Raw genomic sequence first — 19546 nt, 5'->3', positions numbered from 1 at the left:
AGATGTAAACTTTTAATTAGTCAGTTTTAAAACATCAGACGTATGTTTTCTAAGTTCTGCTAAAAGTTCCGGTTTATCATTTAATGTCTGTCCGTAAGAAGGAATCATCTTTTTCATTTTTGCTTCCCATTCCGGCGTTTTGATCTGACTTGTAAAACATCTGCTGATTAAATCTACCATAATGGCTACAGCGGTTGATGCTCCCGGAGAAGCGCCTAATAAAACTGCTAAAGTTCCGTCATGCGTATTGATTACCTCAGTTCCAAATTCTAATATTCCACCTTGTTTTTCATCTTTTTTAATTACCTGAACGCGTTGTCCGGCTTTTTCAAGTTTCCAGTCTTTAGAACGTGCTGTTGGTAAATATTCACGAAGTGCATTCATTCTATCTTTTGGAGATTGACGAACCTGCTCTATTAAATATTTAGTTAAAGGTATATTGTGAAATCCCGCTGATAACATCGGAATTAAATTGTTTGCTTTTATAGATAATGGTAAATCCAAGTAAGAACCATTTTTTAAGAAACGAGTTGAAAATCCTGCAAAAGGTCCAAAAAGTAATGCTTTTTCACCATCAATTACACGAGTATCAATATGAGGAACAGACATAGGCGGCGCTCCAACACTTGCTTTCCCGTATACTTTTGCCTGATGTTTGGCAATAACTTCCGGATTTGTACATTTTAACCATTGCCCGCTTACCGGGAAACCTCCATAACCGTTTCCTTCAGGAACATTTGCTTTTTCCAGTAGTGGCAATGAACCTCCTCCTGCACCAATAAATACAAATTTAGTATATGCTTTTCTTACCGTATTCGTTGTTAAATCAGTAATTTTTATTCTCCAAGATTTATCCTCACGTTGTCTTAATTTTTTCACTTCATGATTAAAGTATAAAGAAACACCATCAAGCTTTTCTAAATAATTAAACATGCTTCTGGTTAAGGCTCCAAAATTAACATCGGTTCCTATTTCCATATGTGTAGCAGCTAATTTTTCATTAGTTTCCCTGCCTTCCATTACAAGTGGCATCCATTCTTTTAATTTTTCAAAATCAGAACTAAATTCCATTTGAGAAAATATAGGATTGCTTTGTAAAGCTTCAAATCTCTTTTTAAGATATTCGACGTTATTTTCTCCCCATACAAAACTCATGTGAGGAACACTTCTAATAAAATTTTCAGGAGATGGCACTTTATTTTCCTGCACTAAATAGGACCAAAACTGTCGGGAAATCTCAAAAGATTCTGCAATACTTATCGCTTTTTTAGGATCAATACTTCCGTCAGCCTTTTCTGGGGTGTAATTTAGCTCACAAAAAGCGGAATGTCCTGTTCCTGCGTTGTTCCAGGCATCAGAGCTTTCGGCTGCAGCAACATCCAATCTTTCGTAAATTTCAATTTTTATATCGGGTTGCAGCTCTTTCAAAATTAATCCAAGAGTTGCGCTCATAATTCCAGCTCCAATAAGCACTACTTCACTATTGGAACGTATTGTATTGTCAGGCATAACAGTAATTTGTGTTTAAAGTGCAAAGGTACTTTTTATAATTGCAAAAAAAAACTAAAAATACATGATAAAAGTTATGTTTTTGCTAAAAATAAAGAATGATTAAGATTGAATAAAAAACTTAAAAGCGTTTTGAGGAAAGATAATCCTGAAGCATAATTGTAGCCGAAATTTCGTCAATAAGTCCTTTATCCTGACGCTTTTTTTTACTTAATCCGCTATCAATCATAGTTTGAAAAGCCATTTTTGAAGTAAAGCGCTCATCAACACGAACTACTTTCATTTCAGGAAAAATATTCGAAAAATGAGTTACAAAACCTTTAATCACAGAAGCACTTTCTGATGGCTGTCCGTTCATTTGCTTGGGTTCACCAATTAGAACTGCTTCTACTTTTTCCTTTAAAAAATAATCTTTCAAAAAATCTATTAAAGTATTTGTTGGAACCGTTGTTAAACCCGAAGCAATAATCTGCATTTCATCTGTAACAGCAATTCCTGTACGTTTTTGTCCGTAGTCTATGGAGAGAATTCTTGGCATTTTTATTGTTTTTGGAAAGAGTGAAATGAAATCAACTTAAAGACAGTGTTGGTTTAGTCAAAGCGAAAACAGAAATTTGTTTATTAGTATGATAATTCTAAAATGAAACTAACTTTCATATATCGAAATTGTTTTTCCAAAATTTCGTCTAGTTTTCAAAGGTAATAATTTTGAAGTATCACTTATAATTTGTTGCTGACTCTTTATAATTTTTATTTATTTTTAATTAAAATCAGGGTTTTCAAAAGTTATCCTCAATTGATCTGAAAAAAAAGTACTGAGCAGTTTATAACATTTTCTCTAATTTCAGACTTAAACTCTATTCTCATCACTTCTATTCCAGTCCATTTTAATACAAATATAAAGTATTTTATTTTTTAATTTTTTTGGATAATGACAAAATCTAAACTGCTGAAAATTAAAAAAAATAAAATGTCTTAATATGACACAAAAAAAACTTTCAGAACTTTTCCTTTCAAAAAAGCCAAGTTAATTTTGAACGAGATTTCCTGGTTAAATTATCAATTGCTACACATCTGAAAAATTGATGCGGATGATTCCAACTATTTCCACATTAAATTTACCATGACTAATTATAAAAAAAGTACTTTTCTATTTCTAAAAAGATTTCTCTTAATAGTTTTAATTTATCAATTGAGCCGAATTTTATTCTATTTCATTAATCTTGAATTATTTGATCGTTTTACTTTTCAAAATTTCACAGGCGGTCTTTTATTTGATCTTGCTGCAATTAGTTATATCAATATCACTTTTTTAATTGCGCATTTAATTCCCGGTAATTTCAAGTACAACAGTACTTATCAAATGATTTTAAAAATTACATTTTATATAGTCAACCTTATATTTATTGCAACCAATTTTATCGATATTATTTATTACAGATTTACCGGCAGACGAAGTACTTTTGCAATGATAACCGCCAAAGGAATGAAACAGGAAATTCCAGGTTTACTTTCTTCTTTTTTCAAAGAATTTTGGTACATCGTAATTATTTTTCTTATCTTGAGTTTACTGTTATGGAAATTAATTCCTGCGCTGAATGAAAAGATGATTCTTAAAAAAATCACCAAAAAAGATTACTTAAAAAAATCTGTTTTTATCTGTACTTCACTTATTATAATTATAATTCTTGGACGTGGTGGTTTACAAAAGAAGCCTATAAAAATTGTTGACGGAATAAAATATGGCAATCTAAATAATGCCGGACTGGTTTTAAATACTCCATTTACGATTTTAAAAACTTTAACCAAAAAAGATGACATTGAGAAAGTAAATTATTTCACTTCCGAAGAATTAAAATCAATTTACAATCCTGTTGTTTCAATACAACCAGACCAATCTTTTACTAAAAAAAATGTTGTAATTCTTATTCTGGAAAGCTTTGGTAACGAAAATATCAAACGTGGTCAAACTCCTTTTTTAGATTCCCTGATTACAAAATCATATTATTTTAAAAGCGGATTTGCAAACGGAAAAATTTCAATTGATGCTGTTCCCTCCATACTTTCGAGCATTCCCAGTTTAATGAATAATTCATTTATTACCTCTGGTTATTCCTTAAATAAAACCAATAGTATTTCGGAGATTTTAAAAAAACAAGGATATCAAACCTCATTCTTTCATGGTGCTTTTAATGGCAGCCAAAATTTTGATCAATATACCAAGATTGCCGGTTTTGATGAATATTACGGAAAAGATCAATATCAGGGAGAAGATGCGTTTGATGGAAAATGGGGAGTTTTTGATCAAGAGTTTTTACAATATTTTGCGCTAAAACTATCCACTTTTAAACAGCCATTTTTAACGAGCTTATTTACTATTTCTTCCCATAATCCTTATATTATTCCAGAAAAACACAAAGGGAAATTTCCAAAAGGAACAACAATAATTCAGGAAAGCATCGCGTACACAGATTTTGCATTACGGGAATTTTTTAATACTGCACAAAAACAAAATTGGTACAACAATACACTTTTTGTCATTACTGCAGATCACACATCATCAGGCGGAGACAGAGATATTGACAAAACAAATATTGGAAAATTTAGAATCCACATTTTATTTTTCGATCCATCAAATCCTGAATTTGTTGGCGTTAATGAAAAAAACTTTCAACAAATCGACATCATGCCTAGTATTGTTGATTATTTAAATATTACAACAAAAATAGTCAGCTTTGGGAAAAGTTATAAAACAAAAGAAAATTTTGTAGTTTATTATCTTCAGGGAACGTATCACTGCATTATTGATGATGATTATCTTGCTTTTGCAAATAATCAAACCGTTGGATTATATAATTGGAAAACAGATATTTTATTAAAAAAAAATTTAATGAATATTGATAAAATAAAAGTTCAGAAATATGAGAAGTTTATAAAAGCCTACATTCAAACTTTTAATGAAAGGGTAATTAATAACGAATTAAGCTTATGACTAACAAACAAAAATCCGTTTTGAGAACTCAAAACGGACTTTATCCAAATATTCAAAACCTAAAAAACTCTACCTGTTAAATAGTCTGCTAAAAAAACCTCTTTCTTCTTCCTCTTCCTCCTCTTCTACCACACGTTCGTCATACTGAGCAAATTTTGCCTGACCCTTTTCATGTTCAAAAATTAAGTCCTTAATATATTCAACGTAACTTTTCTTTTTTTCTTCCAGGAATCCAATAAGGTATTTTTCGCTAAATTCCATTCCGCTTGCCGCTTCTATGTGCAATAGCTTTTTATACAAAGGTTCTATGTGCAATGCAATAACTTCTTGCGGAACAGCCTGACGTCTTCCAAAATAATTTACAATAACATCATTCTCATCTTTTGAGATTTCAAAATCAGTAATTACCCAATAGAACCTTCCTGATTTTGCTAAATTTTTTACAATGGCATGAAAGTTTTTTCCGTTTTTAAGATTTTCCCATAATACCTTAAAAATTACTCTTGGCATATCCGGATGGCGGATAATGTTATGCGGCTGTCCCATTAATTCATAATCTTCATATCCTGAAACGTCAACAAATACTTCATTTGCATATTCAATAATACCAAAAGCATTTGTTTTACTCATAATGACCTGAGTTTTGTCCCATGAGACTTCTTTATCTATAATAGTTCTTTGTCCGTGAAGATGATTTTCCTGATTCATGTCTTGCTAGTTAAATGATTTGTTTTGGAATACTATTTTAAATTTCTTAAATGTTTTCAGAAATTAATGGCGCAAAATTAATTAGAACAAAAAAGTCTAAACCTGATTTTTGTCATATTCTGACATTTAAAAAACTTATAGTGGACTATTAGCTAAATTAAATTCATTAAAGAAGAATTTTATTTATCAAATTAAAAACAAAAAGTTAAATCTGTAACATTTTCAAATAGCTTTACCTTTTTGCATTTGCACAAATACGCTATCTTTGCCAAAAATTAAAACTTATGAATTCTTTACAAACTATAATTGAACAAGCTTGGGAAAACAGAGCTTTATTACAAGAAACTACTACAACTGATGCTATTAGAGAAGTGATAGAATTGGTTGATACAGGAAAATTACGTTGCGCTGAACCGGTTGGTGATAAGTGGCAGGTAAACGAATGGGTAAAGAAAGCTGTTGTGATGTATTTTCCAATTCAAAAAATGGAAACATGGGAATCTGGTATTTTTGAATATCACGATAAAATGTTACTGAAAAGAGGTTTTGCTGAAAAAGGAATTCGTGTAGTACCTAATGCTGTTGCCCGCTACGGAGCTTACATTTCAAGCGGTGTTATCCTGATGCCAAGTTATGTAAATATTGGTGCGTATGTTGACGAAGGAACTATGGTTGATACCTGGGCAACTGTAGGTAGTTGTGCCCAAATTGGTAAAAATGTACACTTAAGCGGTGGAGTTGGTATTGGTGGCGTTTTAGAGCCATTACAAGCTGCTCCGGTAATTATAGAAGATGGAGCCTTTATTGGTTCTCGTTGTATTGTTGTTGAAGGTGTTCATGTAGGTAAAGAGGCTGTTCTTGGCGCTAACGTTTGTTTGACGGCTTCAACAAAAATTATTGATGTTACGGGTGATGAGCCAGTTGAAATGAAAGGTTTTGTTCCTGCTCGTTCAGTTGTGATTCCTGGAAGTTATACTAAAAAATTCGCTGCAGGTGAATTTCAGGTTCCATGTGCTTTAATCATTGGTACCCGTAAACCATCTACAGATTTAAAAACTTCATTAAATAATGCGCTTCGTGAATATGATGTAGCGGTTTAATATTTAAATCCCAATATTTTAAATTCCAATTTAAAATATAAAACTCCAAAATAAAAAAAATCCAAATTCCAATCGTAACAGATTTTGAGTTTGGATTTTTTTATTTTGGAATTTTATTAATTTATTGTTTCTTCTGAAGTTTTATAAGCTTTGCATATTTCATATACGAGAAAAAGCTCTGGATCATGGCTATTGACAATCCATCAACACCATTAAAAATACCTTTCTTGAAAAAATAACAACGAATAAAAGCAACGGTTCCGTTAAGAACCGGCTTAAAAGCATTTACTCTTTTTCCCTGATTAAATAATTGTTGCGCATGCCAACCGGAATACTGATTTTTTTTTGCAATAATTTGATCTAATGATTCCCAACCATAATGTAATATATGTACAGCTACTTTTTTCTCATTTTGAGTTATAATTTTTTGATGTACTATCGAATCTGAAGGATGTGCAGTTTGTCTGTTAAAAAAACGGACTTTATGATCCGGATACCAGCCTGAAAAATCAATAAGTTTATCAGCTAAAAAGTTTTTAACCCTAAAACTAAACGCGTCATGATTGCCTACTAAGTATTTTTGATCCAGAATAAATTTCTCAGCATCTTTATCAAGAAACTCGTCTGCATCAAGATTCAAAATCCAGTCATTTTTGCAATATGGCAAACCGTGAGTTCTTTGAGGTCCATCTCCTAAAAAAGCCTGCTGAATTACTATTGCCCCTTTTTCTTTAGCAATTTCAACTGTACGATCTTTACTAAAAGAATCTACTATGATTACTTCGTTACAAACTTTTAATAAAGCATCAATGCATTTACCTATGTTTTTCTCTTCATTGAAAGTAATTACCAAACCACTAATTTCCATTGCAAAAATTTAATTTATTTGCCACAAAAATAGAACTTTTTTATTTTAGTTTAATCTTACGTTTGCACACTTGATAAAATAGTTTGTAATTTAGCCTTAAATTGAATTTTAAATAAATGAGAATATTAGTCATTCAGCAAAAAAGAATTGGAGACGTTTTAACAAGTACAATAATTTGTAACAACTTAAAAACAAAGTTTCCGGATGCGGTAATAGATTATATGTGCTATCCAAATTCTGTTGATGTACTAAAAGAAAATCCTAATATCGACAATATTATTCCGTTGACGAATAAGGTCAGAAAATCGATTCCTTCCTTATTTAAGTTTATTTTTCAAATTCGCCGTAAAAAATATAATGCTGTAATAGATGTTTACTCTAAATTAGAAACTAACCTGATCACTTTATTTTCAGGAGCAAAATATAAAGTATCCTATCATAAATGGTATACTAAAATTTTCTATAACTACACATACGAACGTTTTGACGCTATTGAATCAGAACACGGATTAGCAATTGAGAATCGACTACTGCTTCTTAAGCCATTTATTTCAGAAAAAATTATTGATGTAAAACCAAAAATCTTTTTAAAAGAATCTGAAATTAATGAGGCAAAACAGCTTTTAAAAAGTCATAATATTGATACTCAAAAACCAATTATTATGTTTGGCATTTTAGGAAGTGAAGTTTATAAAACCTATCCATTAGAAGGAATGGCAAAAATTATAGACTTTACAGTAGCCAAAACTAACGCTACAATAATCTTTAATTATATTCCAGATCAGAAAGAACAAGCTCTTGAAGTATATAATTATTGTACCGAAGAAACAAAAAAACATATTGCTTTTGATTTATATTGTACTGAATTAAGATCCTTTTTAGCTTTACTTTCTCAATGTGAAATGCTGATTGGTAACGAAGGCGGAGCTGTAAATATGGCAAAAGCACTTGAGATTCCTACTTTCTCAATATTTACACCTTCGGTTAGAAAAGAAACATGGCAATTATTTGAAAATGAAGTTAAAAATGCTTCAATTCATTTAAAAGATTTAAAACCTGAAATATACGAGCAACACACAGAGCAATATATTAAGGAGCATACATTTGAGTATTATGCGGAATATCCATTGCCTCTAATGTTAGAAAAATTAGAAACTTATTTTCAGGAATACAAAAATAAAAATACATAAACAGAGTATTTCAATAAAAAACTAAAAGGATAGAAACCACATAATGGTCTTCTATCCTTTTAAGTTTTATAAATTATATCTAATGATGAAAGGTTTTTCGTAAAACGAACTTAAATGATTACTTCTTCCAAAATTTAAGTTTCTTTTTTAAACGCTTTTTTCTGTAAAATTGCTCCTGAAATTCACTTGTATATTTCCATAAAGTATCAAACGTTTTTTGTTCAGATTCCTTATATAATTTTGAATATTCATTGCTCATTACAGCTACCATTTCCTTTAATGGTGTCAAACGGCATAAATTTTTCATTCTCATTTCAAAAGTCATAGAATCATGAAATTCCATTCTGTTTAAATCAACCAGGAAAAAGTCATAATTACCGTCTATTTTCTTTTTAATCAGAGTGTTTCCTGGGGAATGGTCTAAAAATTCAATTCCTTTTTCATGAAGTTCAAAGCTAAATCTTGTGAATTGCCTTAAAATATTTTCACCATCCGGATAATCCGGAATTTCCACAAGCTCTCTATAAGTTAGCTCAGTAACTAAATGTTCACTTACATAATAACTGTCTGTTAAACCTAACCAATTAAAATTTTCAAGAAATGCAATTGGCTGCGGTGTTCCTACGCCTTTATTTAACAGAATTGTAGCATATTCAAAAGAACGTCTTGCTTTTGATTTTCGAAAATATTTATAAGCAATTTTATTAATGATATTCGGAATTTTAAATGACTTAATGTTAATCGTTTTATCACCTAGATCAAATAATTTTATAACATTACGTTGTCCGTTGCCAAAAAGAATTCCTTTATTATTGAATGACTTAATAATATTAAGTATTGAAGTGGTGTGTGCAGTAAAAATGGGATTTACTTTAAAATTCATGGGAATATCTTTATAAACAACAAAAATACACATACAATTTAAGACTTCAAATTAATATTGTATTTTCGTGAAAAATTAAATCAAATGTCATATCAAAAAAGTGTTTTTTTAGAAACTCATAACATCAATAACAGAGCTGGCGGTTTAGGAACTTTTAATTATGAATTGATTAAAGGTTTATCTGAACTTGAATTTGATGATCTTAAACTAACCTTAAATGCTAGTGACATTAAACTTCTTGAGAGTGAATTTGGTAAAAAATTCAACTACAACAAATACAGTAATTTATCCAGAATGAAATTTTTCAGAATTCGTAAAAAATACGACTTATGGCATTCTGTAAATCAAAATATAAAAGTTGAACCTTTTACTTGCAGGAAATATTTATTAACTATTCACGATGTAAATTTCACTGAAGAAGTATCTGCTGATTTAAATCACAAACGAAATAAACTTTTTTTAGAAAAACTAAATAAAGCAACTGCAATTACTTATATATCAGAATTTTCAAAAAAACAAACGCACCAGTATTTTAACGTTCCAAACGTTCCGGAATATGTTATTCATAACGGAAACCCTATCACAGATTTACTTGACACCTCTTCATATGTGGCAAATGTTCCTGTTGACAAGCCTTTTTTTTATACCATAGGTGATTTTATAGAAAGAAAAAATTACGAGTCTATTATTAATATGATGAAATTAATAAAAGACTACAATCTCATTATTTCAGGTAATAACAACAAAAAATATGGTGAAGAGATAACAAAACTAATAAGCGATAACGGATTAACAAATCAGGTTTTTTTAACAGGTAAAGTAACAAATGAAGGCAAACAGTTTTTTATGAAAAACTGTAGTGCATTTCTTTTTCCTTCTATTAGAGAAGGATTTGGATTACCACCAATTGAAGCAATGAGTTTTGGAAAACCAACTTTTTTATCTGACAAAACCTCATTACCTGAAATTGGCGGGAGCGCAGCAAAATATTGGTCTAATTTTGACCCTGAATACATGAAAAATGTATTATTTGACGGGCTAAATCATTACGAAAATAACAAACAGGAATCCGAAGCAATTTTTAAAGAAAGGGCTGCAAGTTTTAATTGGAAAACTGCCGCTTCTGAATATTTAAAAGTATATAGAACTATTTTGCAATAACATCCAATATCCTTACTAATTTTTAGTTTATAAATAAATTTACATTTCATATTTATTTACAATTTAGCCTAATAATTATTCCAATTATTAATGCTACTCTAATAATTTCCAACTAATTACAATACATACAAATTATGAATATAACCTTAGTAAGTCTCGATAATTTAGGAATGAATGCCTACATTGCCGCAACTCTGGAAAAACAAGGGCATATTGTAAATCATATCAATTTTAAATATTATAATTACAAATACCCTTCTATACTTCACAAAGCCTACAATTTTATTTTAAAAGCTTTTTTTAAAACAAATCTAAAGCACCAGCATCATGGTAACGAAATAATAAAGGAATTACAAAAAAACAATCAGGTACAAGATGTAATCCTAACAATTAAAGGTGATTTTATAGATCCCAAAAGTATCTTAGAATTTAGAAAATATGGTAAAAAAACAATCGCTTTTTTTAATGATAATACATATCGTTGCCCTAACATAAAACGAGTTATTCCTTGTTTTGATGAAGTGTATTCATTTGAAAAAGAAGATTGCGAAAAATTTGATTTAAAATTTGCTCCGAATTGGATTTACACCAGCAAAGATGAAAATGCGAATAAAAACAATTTTGAGTACGATGTTTTTACTATTGGTTCAATCGATAAAAGATTACCAATTTTAGTAAGAATAGCAGAAGAATTGAAATCTAAACAGATAAATTTCAAATTTATTACTTATTCAAAAAAACGCAAAACTAGTGATGATAATATTACCTATATCAATAAATTCATACCATTATCAGAAGTTGATCAGTACATAAGCCGGTCAAAAGTTTTACTTGACATTAATAGAGCATGTCAGATTGGTTTAACTTTTAGGGTATTTGAAAGCCTAGGCTTAGAAAAAAAGCTTATAACCACAAACTCTGATATCAAAAATTACGATTTTTATAATCCTAATAATATTCTTGTTATAGATGAAAAAAATCCTGTAATAGACGCTGATTTTTTTGCAAATGAATATGAAAAAATTCCTGAGATTATTTTAAATAAATACACTTTAGAAGGATGGGTTAATAATGTGATATTCAAAAAATAAGATTGTAAAAATTGGTGTCTGCAATTAAACACACTAAAATAATTTTACCAATCCATGTATATTAAGGTTTTATTAATAATTAGTTGAGTACAAAATAATTATTCGCCCAAGCTAACGAAATACCAGAATAGCAATTCATCTTCTTTTTTTATTTATACCTTTGCATCTTAATTAAAGCTAGAAAATAAGTCTATAAACAGAATGAACGAAGAAATATTAAAAGCATACGAAATCATTAAAGAAGGAGGGATTATTCTTTATCCTACTGATACCGTTTGGGGAATTGGCTGCGATGCTACAAATCCTGAGGCTGTTGCCAAAATATACAAACTCAAGCAACGTGCCGAAACGCAAAGCATGATTGTATTGATGAATGGCGAAAAAATGATGTATAATGTGTTTAAAAATATTCCGGAAGTGGCGTGGCAAATCATGGATTTATCTGAAAAACCAACAACTTTAATTTTGGATGAGCCAAGAAATGTTGCTCCAAATATAATTGCCGCAGACAATTCACTAGGAATTCGTATTGTAAAAGAGCCTTTTTGCTTTAAATTATTAGAGCGAATGAAGAAACCTTTAGTTTCCACTTCGGCAAATATTTCAGGTCAGCCCACTCCTATTGCATTCAAAGATATCAGTCCTGAAATCATAAAAGGTGTTGATTATGTAGTAAAATTATACCACGATAAAGTTGCCGGAAAACCGTCGACAATAATAAAACTCACAAAAGATGCACAAGTAAAAGTGATACGTAAATAATTTTAGATTGCAGATTTTAGAAAATCTAAAATCTGCAAAAAAAATTTTGAACCTTTGCAACTCTAAACCTCTGCACCTTTTTCTAAATATTTTTCAAACACTCAATTAACCAGTCAATATCTTCTTTTGTGTTATAATGACTGAATGAAATCCTAAGATTTGGGAGTTTTAAATCCGTTTCTGAAAGCATTTCTTTTAAAACATGTGAAGGTTTTATACTTCCGGATTGACAGGCACTTCCTCTTGAAACTGCAATTCCTTTCATATCTAAACTAAACAAAAGCATTGATGTTTTATCTGCAGAAAAAGGCAAAATGACATTTATAATATTGTAAAAATCTTCTTTTTTTCCGTTGATTCTAAAGTCTGGGAAAAGATTTTCAAGCTGATTAATCAGATATGTTTTTAAGTCGGAAATATACTTTCTTTCCTCTTCTAAATTCTCATATGAAAGCGATAAAGCTTTTGCCATTCCCGCAATTTGATGTACCGCTTCTGTTCCTGCACGAAGTCCTTTTTCTTGTTCTCCGCCAAAAATTAAAGGCTGTAAACCTGAGTTTTTTCTAATAAAAGCAAATCCAACTCCTTTGGGCCCATGAAATTTATGTGCACTTGCAACAATAAAATCTACGGGAATCTTTTGCAAATCAATCTCTGTTTTACCAACAGACTGAACGGTATCTGAATGAAATAAGGTATTGTATTGTTTGCAAATAACTCCAACTCTGTCAAGATCTAAAATAGTTCCTGTTTCGTTGTTTACGTGCATTAAACTCACAATCGTCTTTTTTTCTTCAGATAATAAATTAGACAAATGCGTTAAATCGATACTTCCGTCAGGATTTATATTCACATAATCAACCTGAACCTTATATTCAGATTCTAATACTAAAACGGTATGCAAAACTGCGTGATGCTCGATTTTAGTGGTAATAATACGTTCTATTTTAAGATCTTCAACCGCAGAACGCAGAATCCAGTTATCGGCTTCGGTTCCTCCGGAAGTAAAAATAATTTCCTGTGCAGAACAATTTAAATGTTTGGCAATACTTTTTCTGGAAAGCTCTAAAATAGTCTTTCCATTTCGTCCAAAACTATGAGTAGAAGATGGATTACCAAAATCTTCTGCCATAACTTTAGTCATTTCCTGAATCACTTCAGGACGCATAGCGGTTGTAGAGGCGTTATCGAGGTATACTTTTTTCATTATGGCAAAGTTATGAAATATCAATTGTGAAATCTTAAATATCATTTGCCAAATTTTTCACTATTTTTGACGTCAAATAAAATTACGATGAAAAAATATGCAAGCCTTCTGCTTTTCGCACTATTATTAAACGGTTGCGATGATGGTGATTTAACAGTGGATACTATTGATTTTGACGATACAAGTATTACATCTCAAAGCTGTGATCCTTTGACAAATAATTTGATATACAGACTTAAACCTCAGGAATCTTTGCTGATTCAATTGCCTGATGATAAAATTATAAACGATCCAACACTTGAAGGCAAACCCTTAATATACGATATCGACAATTCAACTTATCGTGTAGTTTACAGAGCTTATGATGGTACTGTTGCAACCGCTAATATTTGTGGTGCAATACCTCCAACATCGCCTAAAGTAACACAAGAATGGCAGGCAACAGCAGGACAAATTGTAATTACTACTACACCAATTACAGATAATACTGCAACTGACGGAAGTACTAAAATTACAGGTTACAATCATAATATAAATTTTAAAAACATCACGTTTTTAAAACCTTCAGGACCCCAAGTTCAGGAAGAATTTAGTTTTGGAGACTATCAAACAACCGTTACTCCGGTAGTCGTAACTTTTAGCGATGAGAATGCTGATTACTGTCCGGATACAAAGAAAATCTACAACGACAATACCGTATCTTCTTTGGTTCTTGAAAATATAGCCGATTTAATTGTTAATGAAGCAACGCCAACCGGTACACCCAGAACAAGTTTAATTAATCTAAACGGCACGACAAACAAACTTTATTACAGAACCTACAGTGGTGGTTTACCAGTTGACACCAAAAGCTATTTTTGCACAGAAAAAACACCAACAACACCAGCAGTTCTTGACACATGGGTTGGTCAGGATGGGCAAGCAAATGTAAGCGGTATAATAGAGGTTACTACCACAAATGATCTTAAAGTATTCAGACATAAAATTGTTCTTAGAAATGCAACTCTTCAAAAAGGAAACAGTACTTTTAAACTGGCAACTACATTTGTTTTAGGAACTGTAACAGTGGTAGTACCATAGTTAAGAAACTCGTTATAAGTTTAAAAAAACATATTTAATTCTTACAAAAAAAAACATCCGTTTTTCAAGCTGATTTAATTAGAAATCAAAATGAAAAACAGATGTTTTTTATGCTTTAAAAACAACAAACTAAGACTTAAAAAATGATCTTATTTATTGCTTTGTCTAAAGTAAACTTCGGTTGCACCTAAGCCATATTTTTGATAATTGCCATCCTGAAAATCAATTCCGTCATAACGACCTAATAAAAAATCAAGTTCGGCTTTTAGAATTCCTTCGCCAACACCATGTATAAAAACGATTTTCGGAATCCGATTTCTGATGGCAAATTCAATATGCCTTTTGGCAGTTTCAGTCTGCAGAGTCAAAATATCATAATTTGACATTCCGCGTTTATTAGGAACCAGTTTTTCGATATGCAAATCAAATTCAGGAGCAGCAATTTCGCGTTTATCCTTCTTTTCCTTAACAAAACTTCTTGCTTTTGGCTCTTCTTTCTCTTTTTTAATTTCATCTAAATCTATTCTTCTGATAGAATTCATTAAATTACTGGATTCTTGCATTTTAAGCAATTCGTTGACAAAAAATGTCATCGTAAATCCATCTTCAGTTTCAATCAAAACCTCGTTGTTTTTAACTGAAATCACTGTTCCGTTTATGGCTTCGTCTAATACCGAAACTTTATCTCCTTTAGTCAACATCCTGTTCTTCTTTATCTTGATTTTTACTAGGCGTTTTAGCACTCAGCTGCATCATTCCAAACATGAATACTACAATTGCAATTACCGTAATATAGATATTTTTCTCTGGTGAAACCTGCTCATATAACGCAACCGAAATAGCAAGAATCATTATTATAATTTTAAAAGCTTTCATTTTTTTTAAGTATAAGATTTCAAAAGTATGAAACTTTAAAATAGTACATCTCTTCTGTTCGAATCTCGTTCAATATTTTTTTCTGAATTGTAAAAATAAATAATTTGAATACTGACAATATCATGATTCTAAACTATCTAAAAATACGCTCTGGAACTGAGCGTTTAGAATGTGGTTTTAATCGCATTTATTCTTACTTTTTCAAGTATGCTTTTTTATGATATTCAGAATGTATACTGCCCTATTTTTATCTTTTGATTTTTGATTTTCTGAATAGAAATTTTCTTCAAAATTATTTTTTTATCTGATTCAAAATATCATTCATCATTTCGATTTGTACTTTCTGAATTTCGATTAATTCTTGTTGCTGGTGCATAATCAAATGATCTATTTTATCGTGAATCATTCTAATTTCTAATTCTGATTTCAGGTTTATCATGTAATCTTTTTTAGCACGATTTCGGTCTTTTTCTTCCTGACGGTTCTGGCTCATCATAATTACCGGAGCTTGCAAAGCGGCAATACAAGATAAAATCAAATTCAGTAAAATAAACGGATACGGGTCAAATCCTTTGTTGACTAAAATGTACACATTAGCACCAATCCAGACTACAATAAAAAACAGAAAGGAAAGTATAAAAGTCCAGCTTCCGCCAAAGTCAGCTACTTTATCGGCAATTTTTTGACCAAAACTCCTGATCTCTTCTTCATCTTCAACAATGCTCACGATTGATTTATCTTCTTTTAAGGAAGTAATTACACTTTGTTCAAGATCGGAAAGCGTTCCTATTTCTGTAGATAAATAGTTCGAAATGTATATTTGACGGTATTCATTTAACTCTTTTACCGCGATGCAATCATTATCACTAAAAGTTGGAAAATCTTTAATAATCAGCCCTAAAATAGGATCATGAATCGATTTTCCCCAAATTTTCTGACTTTCAGGAAAAGAAAGATCTGAAATGGCACTTTTAAAAGTCGAATTATTTTTCATTTATATAAATTTTACGGGCTAATTTACGCATTTAACTTCTTTAGAATCATATAAAAAAGCAGCAAATAATTTTATTTCATTTATCACAAATCCGATTCTCAACACAAAATTTCTTTAGACAAATCGTGTCCTTATTTACAAAAAACGCACTACTTTTAGCGTTTTAAATATCCACTCAATTTTACAATTGTGACTAAAGACATTATCATACAAAATATAAAGGCTTTAAAAAGCCATTCAAATATAAATTACGGAATCAAAACCAAAACTGAAGATTTTACCGAGAAGCTTTTTTATACCCTTTTTGATTCGAATGCTGATTTAGAAGAAAGCATCGATGAACTCGAAATATGCTTTAAGGAAATTGCTGTTTTAGCCTGCAAAAAACCTCAAAATTCATGTAGCTCGATTTGGGATCGATTTCTGGAAAAATTACCCCGTGTTCTCGAAAAGCTAAATCAGGATGCTGCATATATTTTAGAAAATGATCCGGCATCCAATAGTATTGACGAAGTTTATTTAGGTTATCCCGGATTTTACGCAATTGCGATTTATAGATTAAGCCATGAATTATATCAGCTGGATTTGTTGTTGTTTTCGCGATTAATGAGCGAATATGCGCATAGAATCACCGGAACTGATATTCATGCCGGTGCAGATATTGCTTCCCCATTTTTTATTGATCACGCCACAGGAATTGTAATTGGCGAAACGACCGTGATTAAAAAGCACGTCAAAATTTATCAGGGTGTTACTTTGGGCGCTTTAAGTGTAAGCAAAGAAATGAAAAATGCCAAAAGACATCCAACGGTTGAAGCGAATGTTTGCATTTATGCCAATGCTACTATTTTGGGAGGCGGAACTATTATTGGCAAAAATAGTATTGTGGGAGGAAATGCGTGGATAACAAAATCGATTCCCGAAGGTTCTATCGTAACCAATACTACTACAACTGAAGTTAAAATAAAAGAAAAAAAATGAACGCACAAAAATTGGTTAACCTAATTGGAAATACTCCATTAATGGAAACTGTCAATTTGGTTAAAAATAAAAACGTAAAACTTTTACTGAAATTAGAAGGAAATAATCCCGGCGGAAGTGTAAAAGACAGAGCGGCATATAACATGATTGCCGCTGCTGTAGAAAGAGGCGATATTAAAAAAGGTGATAAATTAATTGAAGCAACAAGCGGCAACACAGGAATTGCTCTGGCAATGATTGCACAATTGTTCCAAATTGAGATCGAATTAATACTACCGGAAGATTCTACAAAAGAAAGAACCCAAACCATGAGAGCTTATGGCGCTACGGTGATTTTAACGCCCGCCAGCGAAGGAATTATTGGCTCAAGGGACTATGCCGACAAAAAAGTCGCGCAAGGCGGTTATTTGATGCTGAATCAATTTGCAAACGATGATAACTGGAAGGCACATTATAAAACCACAGGTCCGGAAATCTGGAACGATACTGACGGAACGGTAACACACTTTGTTTCGGCGATGGGAACAACAGGAACGATCATAGGAACTTCGACTTATTTGAAAGAAAAAAATCCGGCGATTCAAATCATTGGTGCACAACCAAGCGACGGATCTAAAATTCCAGGAATCCGTAAATGGCCTCAGGAATATTTGCCGAAAATTTTTGATGCTTCAAAAGTAGATACTGTTGTCGATATCAGCGAAGAAGAAGCCAAAGAAATGACAAAAAGATTAGCTCTTGAAGAAGGTGTTTTTGCCGGAATGAGCAGCGGAGGTTCTGTTGCCGTGGCACTAAAAATAGCCGAACAATTAGAGTCAGGTGTCATCGTTGCGATTATCTGCGATCGCGGTGATCGTTATTTGTCTTCGGATTTATTTGATTAGGTTTAAAGTTTCATTCAAAGGTTCAAAGATGCAAAGGTTCAGAGGTTCAAAGATTTTAGAGACAGAGTTAAAACCGGTTAAAAATACCTGAGATGCACTGCTGTGCTCCTCTACTGAAAAACCTTTGTAACTTTGCTGCTTTTAACCTTTTTTCTAGTCACTAAGCTTCTTAGTTGCTAAGGTTCTAAGTTTTCCTGGTTATAAGTATAAAATACGAGTAATTTTCCTATTTTTAAAAACCTTAGTAACTCAGCAACTTAGCCTCTTAGTACCTCTAGTTTCCAAACTCAATTCTAAACTCGGCACCTTTATTTTTACCTTCGCTTGTTGCGTTTAATGTTCCTTTGTTTTTTTCGATTATCTTTTTGCACAAGTATAAACCAATTCCTGTTGAGGATTCATTTGCGGTTCCTAATCTGCTCATTTTAGTAAATTTCTTAAATAACTCATCAATCTGATTTTTATCAAAGCCAACACCTTTATCCACAACAGTAATTATCAATTTTGAATTTTCATTGTAAATTCTAACTTTAACTTCGCTGTCAAAATAAGAGAATTTAATAGCATTACTAATTAAATTCACTAAGACCTGAATCAGTAAACCTTCATCAATTCTAAGTTTAGCCTCACTAAGTTCTAAACTCAGATTCAATTTTATATTTTTTTCAATCAAACGTTGTTCCAGCTGTTCATTAATAAAAGGCACAATACCATGAAACAAAATGTTTCTGCTTTCGTGATTGCCTTTTACAACACGATCCTGTTCCTGCAGTAATTTGATGAAATTTTCAATGTACCTGAATTGCAAATTTGTAGACTCGCAAATTAACTCTGCTAACTGGCGAATAGATTCAGATGGATTTTCGCTAATAATCAATTTCGCCAAACCCTGAGGATTTCCTGCAAAATTTTTCAAATCGTGCGAAAGCATATAAATCAAATCTTGTTTCTCATTTATAAAACTTTCGGCTTCATAAATAGATTCCTGAATATTACACATCAATAAACCGGCTTCATCACAATAATCTGTAGGTAAAACAGATAGTTTACGATTATTCCTGTAATCATTTAATGCTTTTGAAGCAATGGAAATAGGTTTAATTAATTGGTTTAAAATCAAAAGCGTTATCAGAGTCGCCAGCAAAGTCATCATTAAAGAGAAAATTAAAATTGATGTAGCCGAGACAGTATGATTATAATACAGGACAAAAAACAAAATTCCTATCAAAGGAATATGTATTCCTATAAAAGCCACAAATA

At 31.3% G+C, this 19546-nt stretch carries 19 protein-coding genes; 9 read left to right on the top strand and 10 right to left on the bottom strand.

Annotated features, from left to right (window positions below):
- Positions 1-12: 12 nt before the first annotated feature.
- Together ACHRVX_RS02455 and ruvX are read right to left on the bottom strand one after the other, a co-directional pair.
- Positions 13-1509, bottom strand: a complete 1497-nt coding sequence (locus tag ACHRVX_RS02455; protein ID WP_395328710.1) for a malate:quinone oxidoreductase — start codon at positions 1507-1509, stop codon at positions 13-15.
- 121 nt (positions 1510-1630) lie between these two features.
- Positions 1631-2047, bottom strand: coding sequence for a Holliday junction resolvase RuvX (ruvX, locus tag ACHRVX_RS02450; protein ID WP_395328707.1), 417 nt, complete (start codon positions 2045-2047; stop codon positions 1631-1633).
- A gap of 585 nt (positions 2048-2632) precedes the next feature.
- On the opposite strand from ruvX, the gene ACHRVX_RS02445 reads away from it, so the two are divergent.
- A complete protein-coding gene (locus ACHRVX_RS02445; RefSeq protein ID WP_395328705.1) occupies positions 2633-4501 on the top strand; it encodes an LTA synthase family protein in 1869 nt (622 codons plus the stop codon).
- 69 nt (positions 4502-4570) lie between these two features.
- On the opposite strand, the gene ACHRVX_RS02440 is transcribed toward ACHRVX_RS02445, so the two are convergent.
- Positions 4571-5209: a PAS domain-containing protein gene (locus tag ACHRVX_RS02440; RefSeq protein WP_395328703.1), complete on the bottom strand. Its 639-nt coding sequence runs from the start codon at positions 5207-5209 to the stop codon at positions 4571-4573.
- A gap of 284 nt (positions 5210-5493) precedes the next feature.
- Between ACHRVX_RS02440 and ACHRVX_RS02435 the strand changes: the two genes are divergently transcribed.
- A complete protein-coding gene (locus ACHRVX_RS02435; protein WP_395328701.1) occupies positions 5494-6309 on the top strand; it encodes a 2,3,4,5-tetrahydropyridine-2,6-dicarboxylate N-succinyltransferase in 816 nt (271 codons plus the stop codon).
- Positions 6310-6430: 121 nt separating this feature from the next.
- On the opposite strand, the gene ACHRVX_RS02430 is transcribed toward ACHRVX_RS02435, so the two are convergent.
- Positions 6431-7177 (bottom strand): glycosyltransferase family 2 protein, encoded by a 747-nt coding sequence (locus ACHRVX_RS02430; protein ID WP_395328698.1) that lies wholly within the window; start codon positions 7175-7177, stop codon positions 6431-6433.
- A 116-nt stretch (positions 7178-7293) separates the two neighbouring features.
- Between ACHRVX_RS02430 and ACHRVX_RS02425 the strand changes: the two genes are divergently transcribed.
- Positions 7294-8367, top strand: coding sequence for a glycosyltransferase family 9 protein (locus ACHRVX_RS02425; RefSeq protein WP_395328695.1), 1074 nt, complete (start codon positions 7294-7296; stop codon positions 8365-8367).
- Between the two features lie 118 nt (positions 8368-8485).
- Here the strand turns inward: ACHRVX_RS02425 and ACHRVX_RS02420 are convergent, their stop codons facing one another.
- Complete coding sequence (locus tag ACHRVX_RS02420) at positions 8486-9250, bottom strand: Kdo domain containing protein (RefSeq protein WP_395328692.1); 765 nt, start codon at positions 9248-9250, stop codon at positions 8486-8488.
- Between the two features lie 84 nt (positions 9251-9334).
- Here ACHRVX_RS02420 and ACHRVX_RS02415 point away from each other — a divergent pair, with 84 nt between their 5' ends.
- The 3 genes from ACHRVX_RS02415 (at position 9335) to ACHRVX_RS02405 (ending at position 12264) form a co-directional block, all read left to right on the top strand.
- A complete protein-coding gene (locus ACHRVX_RS02415) occupies positions 9335-10411 on the top strand; it encodes a glycosyltransferase family 4 protein (protein ID WP_395328689.1) in 1077 nt (358 codons plus the stop codon).
- A gap of 134 nt (positions 10412-10545) precedes the next feature.
- Positions 10546-11502, top strand: a complete 957-nt coding sequence (locus ACHRVX_RS02410; RefSeq protein ID WP_395328686.1) for a hypothetical protein — start codon at positions 10546-10548, stop codon at positions 11500-11502.
- A 201-nt stretch (positions 11503-11703) separates the two neighbouring features.
- A complete protein-coding gene (locus ACHRVX_RS02405) occupies positions 11704-12264 on the top strand; it encodes an L-threonylcarbamoyladenylate synthase (protein WP_395328684.1) in 561 nt (186 codons plus the stop codon).
- 82 nt (positions 12265-12346) lie between these two features.
- Here the strand turns inward: ACHRVX_RS02405 and ACHRVX_RS02400 are convergent, their stop codons facing one another.
- Positions 12347-13471 carry a cysteine desulfurase family protein gene (locus tag ACHRVX_RS02400; RefSeq protein WP_395328681.1) on the bottom strand — a complete coding sequence of 375 codons (1125 nt, stop codon included), beginning with the start codon at positions 13469-13471 and terminating at the stop codon, positions 12347-12349.
- A gap of 87 nt (positions 13472-13558) precedes the next feature.
- Here ACHRVX_RS02400 and ACHRVX_RS02395 point away from each other — a divergent pair, with 87 nt between their 5' ends.
- A complete protein-coding gene (locus tag ACHRVX_RS02395) occupies positions 13559-14551 on the top strand; it encodes a hypothetical protein (protein ID WP_395328679.1) in 993 nt (330 codons plus the stop codon).
- Between the two features lie 149 nt (positions 14552-14700).
- On the opposite strand, the gene ACHRVX_RS02390 is transcribed toward ACHRVX_RS02395, so the two are convergent.
- From ACHRVX_RS02390 to ACHRVX_RS02380, 3 genes are all read right to left on the bottom strand, one after another.
- A complete protein-coding gene (locus ACHRVX_RS02390; protein ID WP_395328677.1) occupies positions 14701-15252 on the bottom strand; it encodes a Smr/MutS family protein in 552 nt (183 codons plus the stop codon).
- The gene (locus ACHRVX_RS02385; RefSeq protein ID WP_213304224.1) at positions 15242-15427 is read right to left on the bottom strand and encodes a hypothetical protein; all 186 of its coding nucleotides are present in this window, start codon (positions 15425-15427) and stop codon (positions 15242-15244) included. The genes ACHRVX_RS02390 and ACHRVX_RS02385 overlap by 11 nt, the downstream gene beginning before the upstream one ends.
- 292 nt (positions 15428-15719) lie before the next feature.
- A complete protein-coding gene (locus ACHRVX_RS02380) occupies positions 15720-16421 on the bottom strand; it encodes a DUF1003 domain-containing protein (RefSeq protein ID WP_395328674.1) in 702 nt (233 codons plus the stop codon).
- Positions 16422-16610: 189 nt separating this feature from the next.
- Here ACHRVX_RS02380 and ACHRVX_RS02375 point away from each other — a divergent pair, with 189 nt between their 5' ends.
- A complete protein-coding gene (locus tag ACHRVX_RS02375) occupies positions 16611-17402 on the top strand; it encodes a serine O-acetyltransferase (protein ID WP_395328671.1) in 792 nt (263 codons plus the stop codon).
- Complete coding sequence (cysM, locus tag ACHRVX_RS02370; protein ID WP_395328668.1) at positions 17399-18286, top strand: cysteine synthase CysM; 888 nt, start codon at positions 17399-17401, stop codon at positions 18284-18286. Before ACHRVX_RS02375 ends, cysM begins: the two co-directional genes overlap by 4 nt.
- A 274-nt stretch (positions 18287-18560) precedes the next feature.
- Here cysM and ACHRVX_RS02365 read toward each other — a convergent pair whose 3' ends face one another.
- Positions 18561-19541 (bottom strand): sensor histidine kinase, encoded by a 981-nt coding sequence (locus tag ACHRVX_RS02365; protein WP_395328665.1) that lies wholly within the window; start codon positions 19539-19541, stop codon positions 18561-18563.
- Between the last annotated feature and the right edge of the window lie 5 nt (positions 19542-19546).

The organism is Flavobacterium sp. FlaQc-47 (assembly GCF_044006475.1).
Lineage (GTDB): Bacteria > Bacteroidota > Bacteroidia > Flavobacteriales > Flavobacteriaceae > Flavobacterium.
Note: the sequence above shows the minus strand (reverse complement) of the source record. Positions and strands in the feature narration are given on the sequence as shown.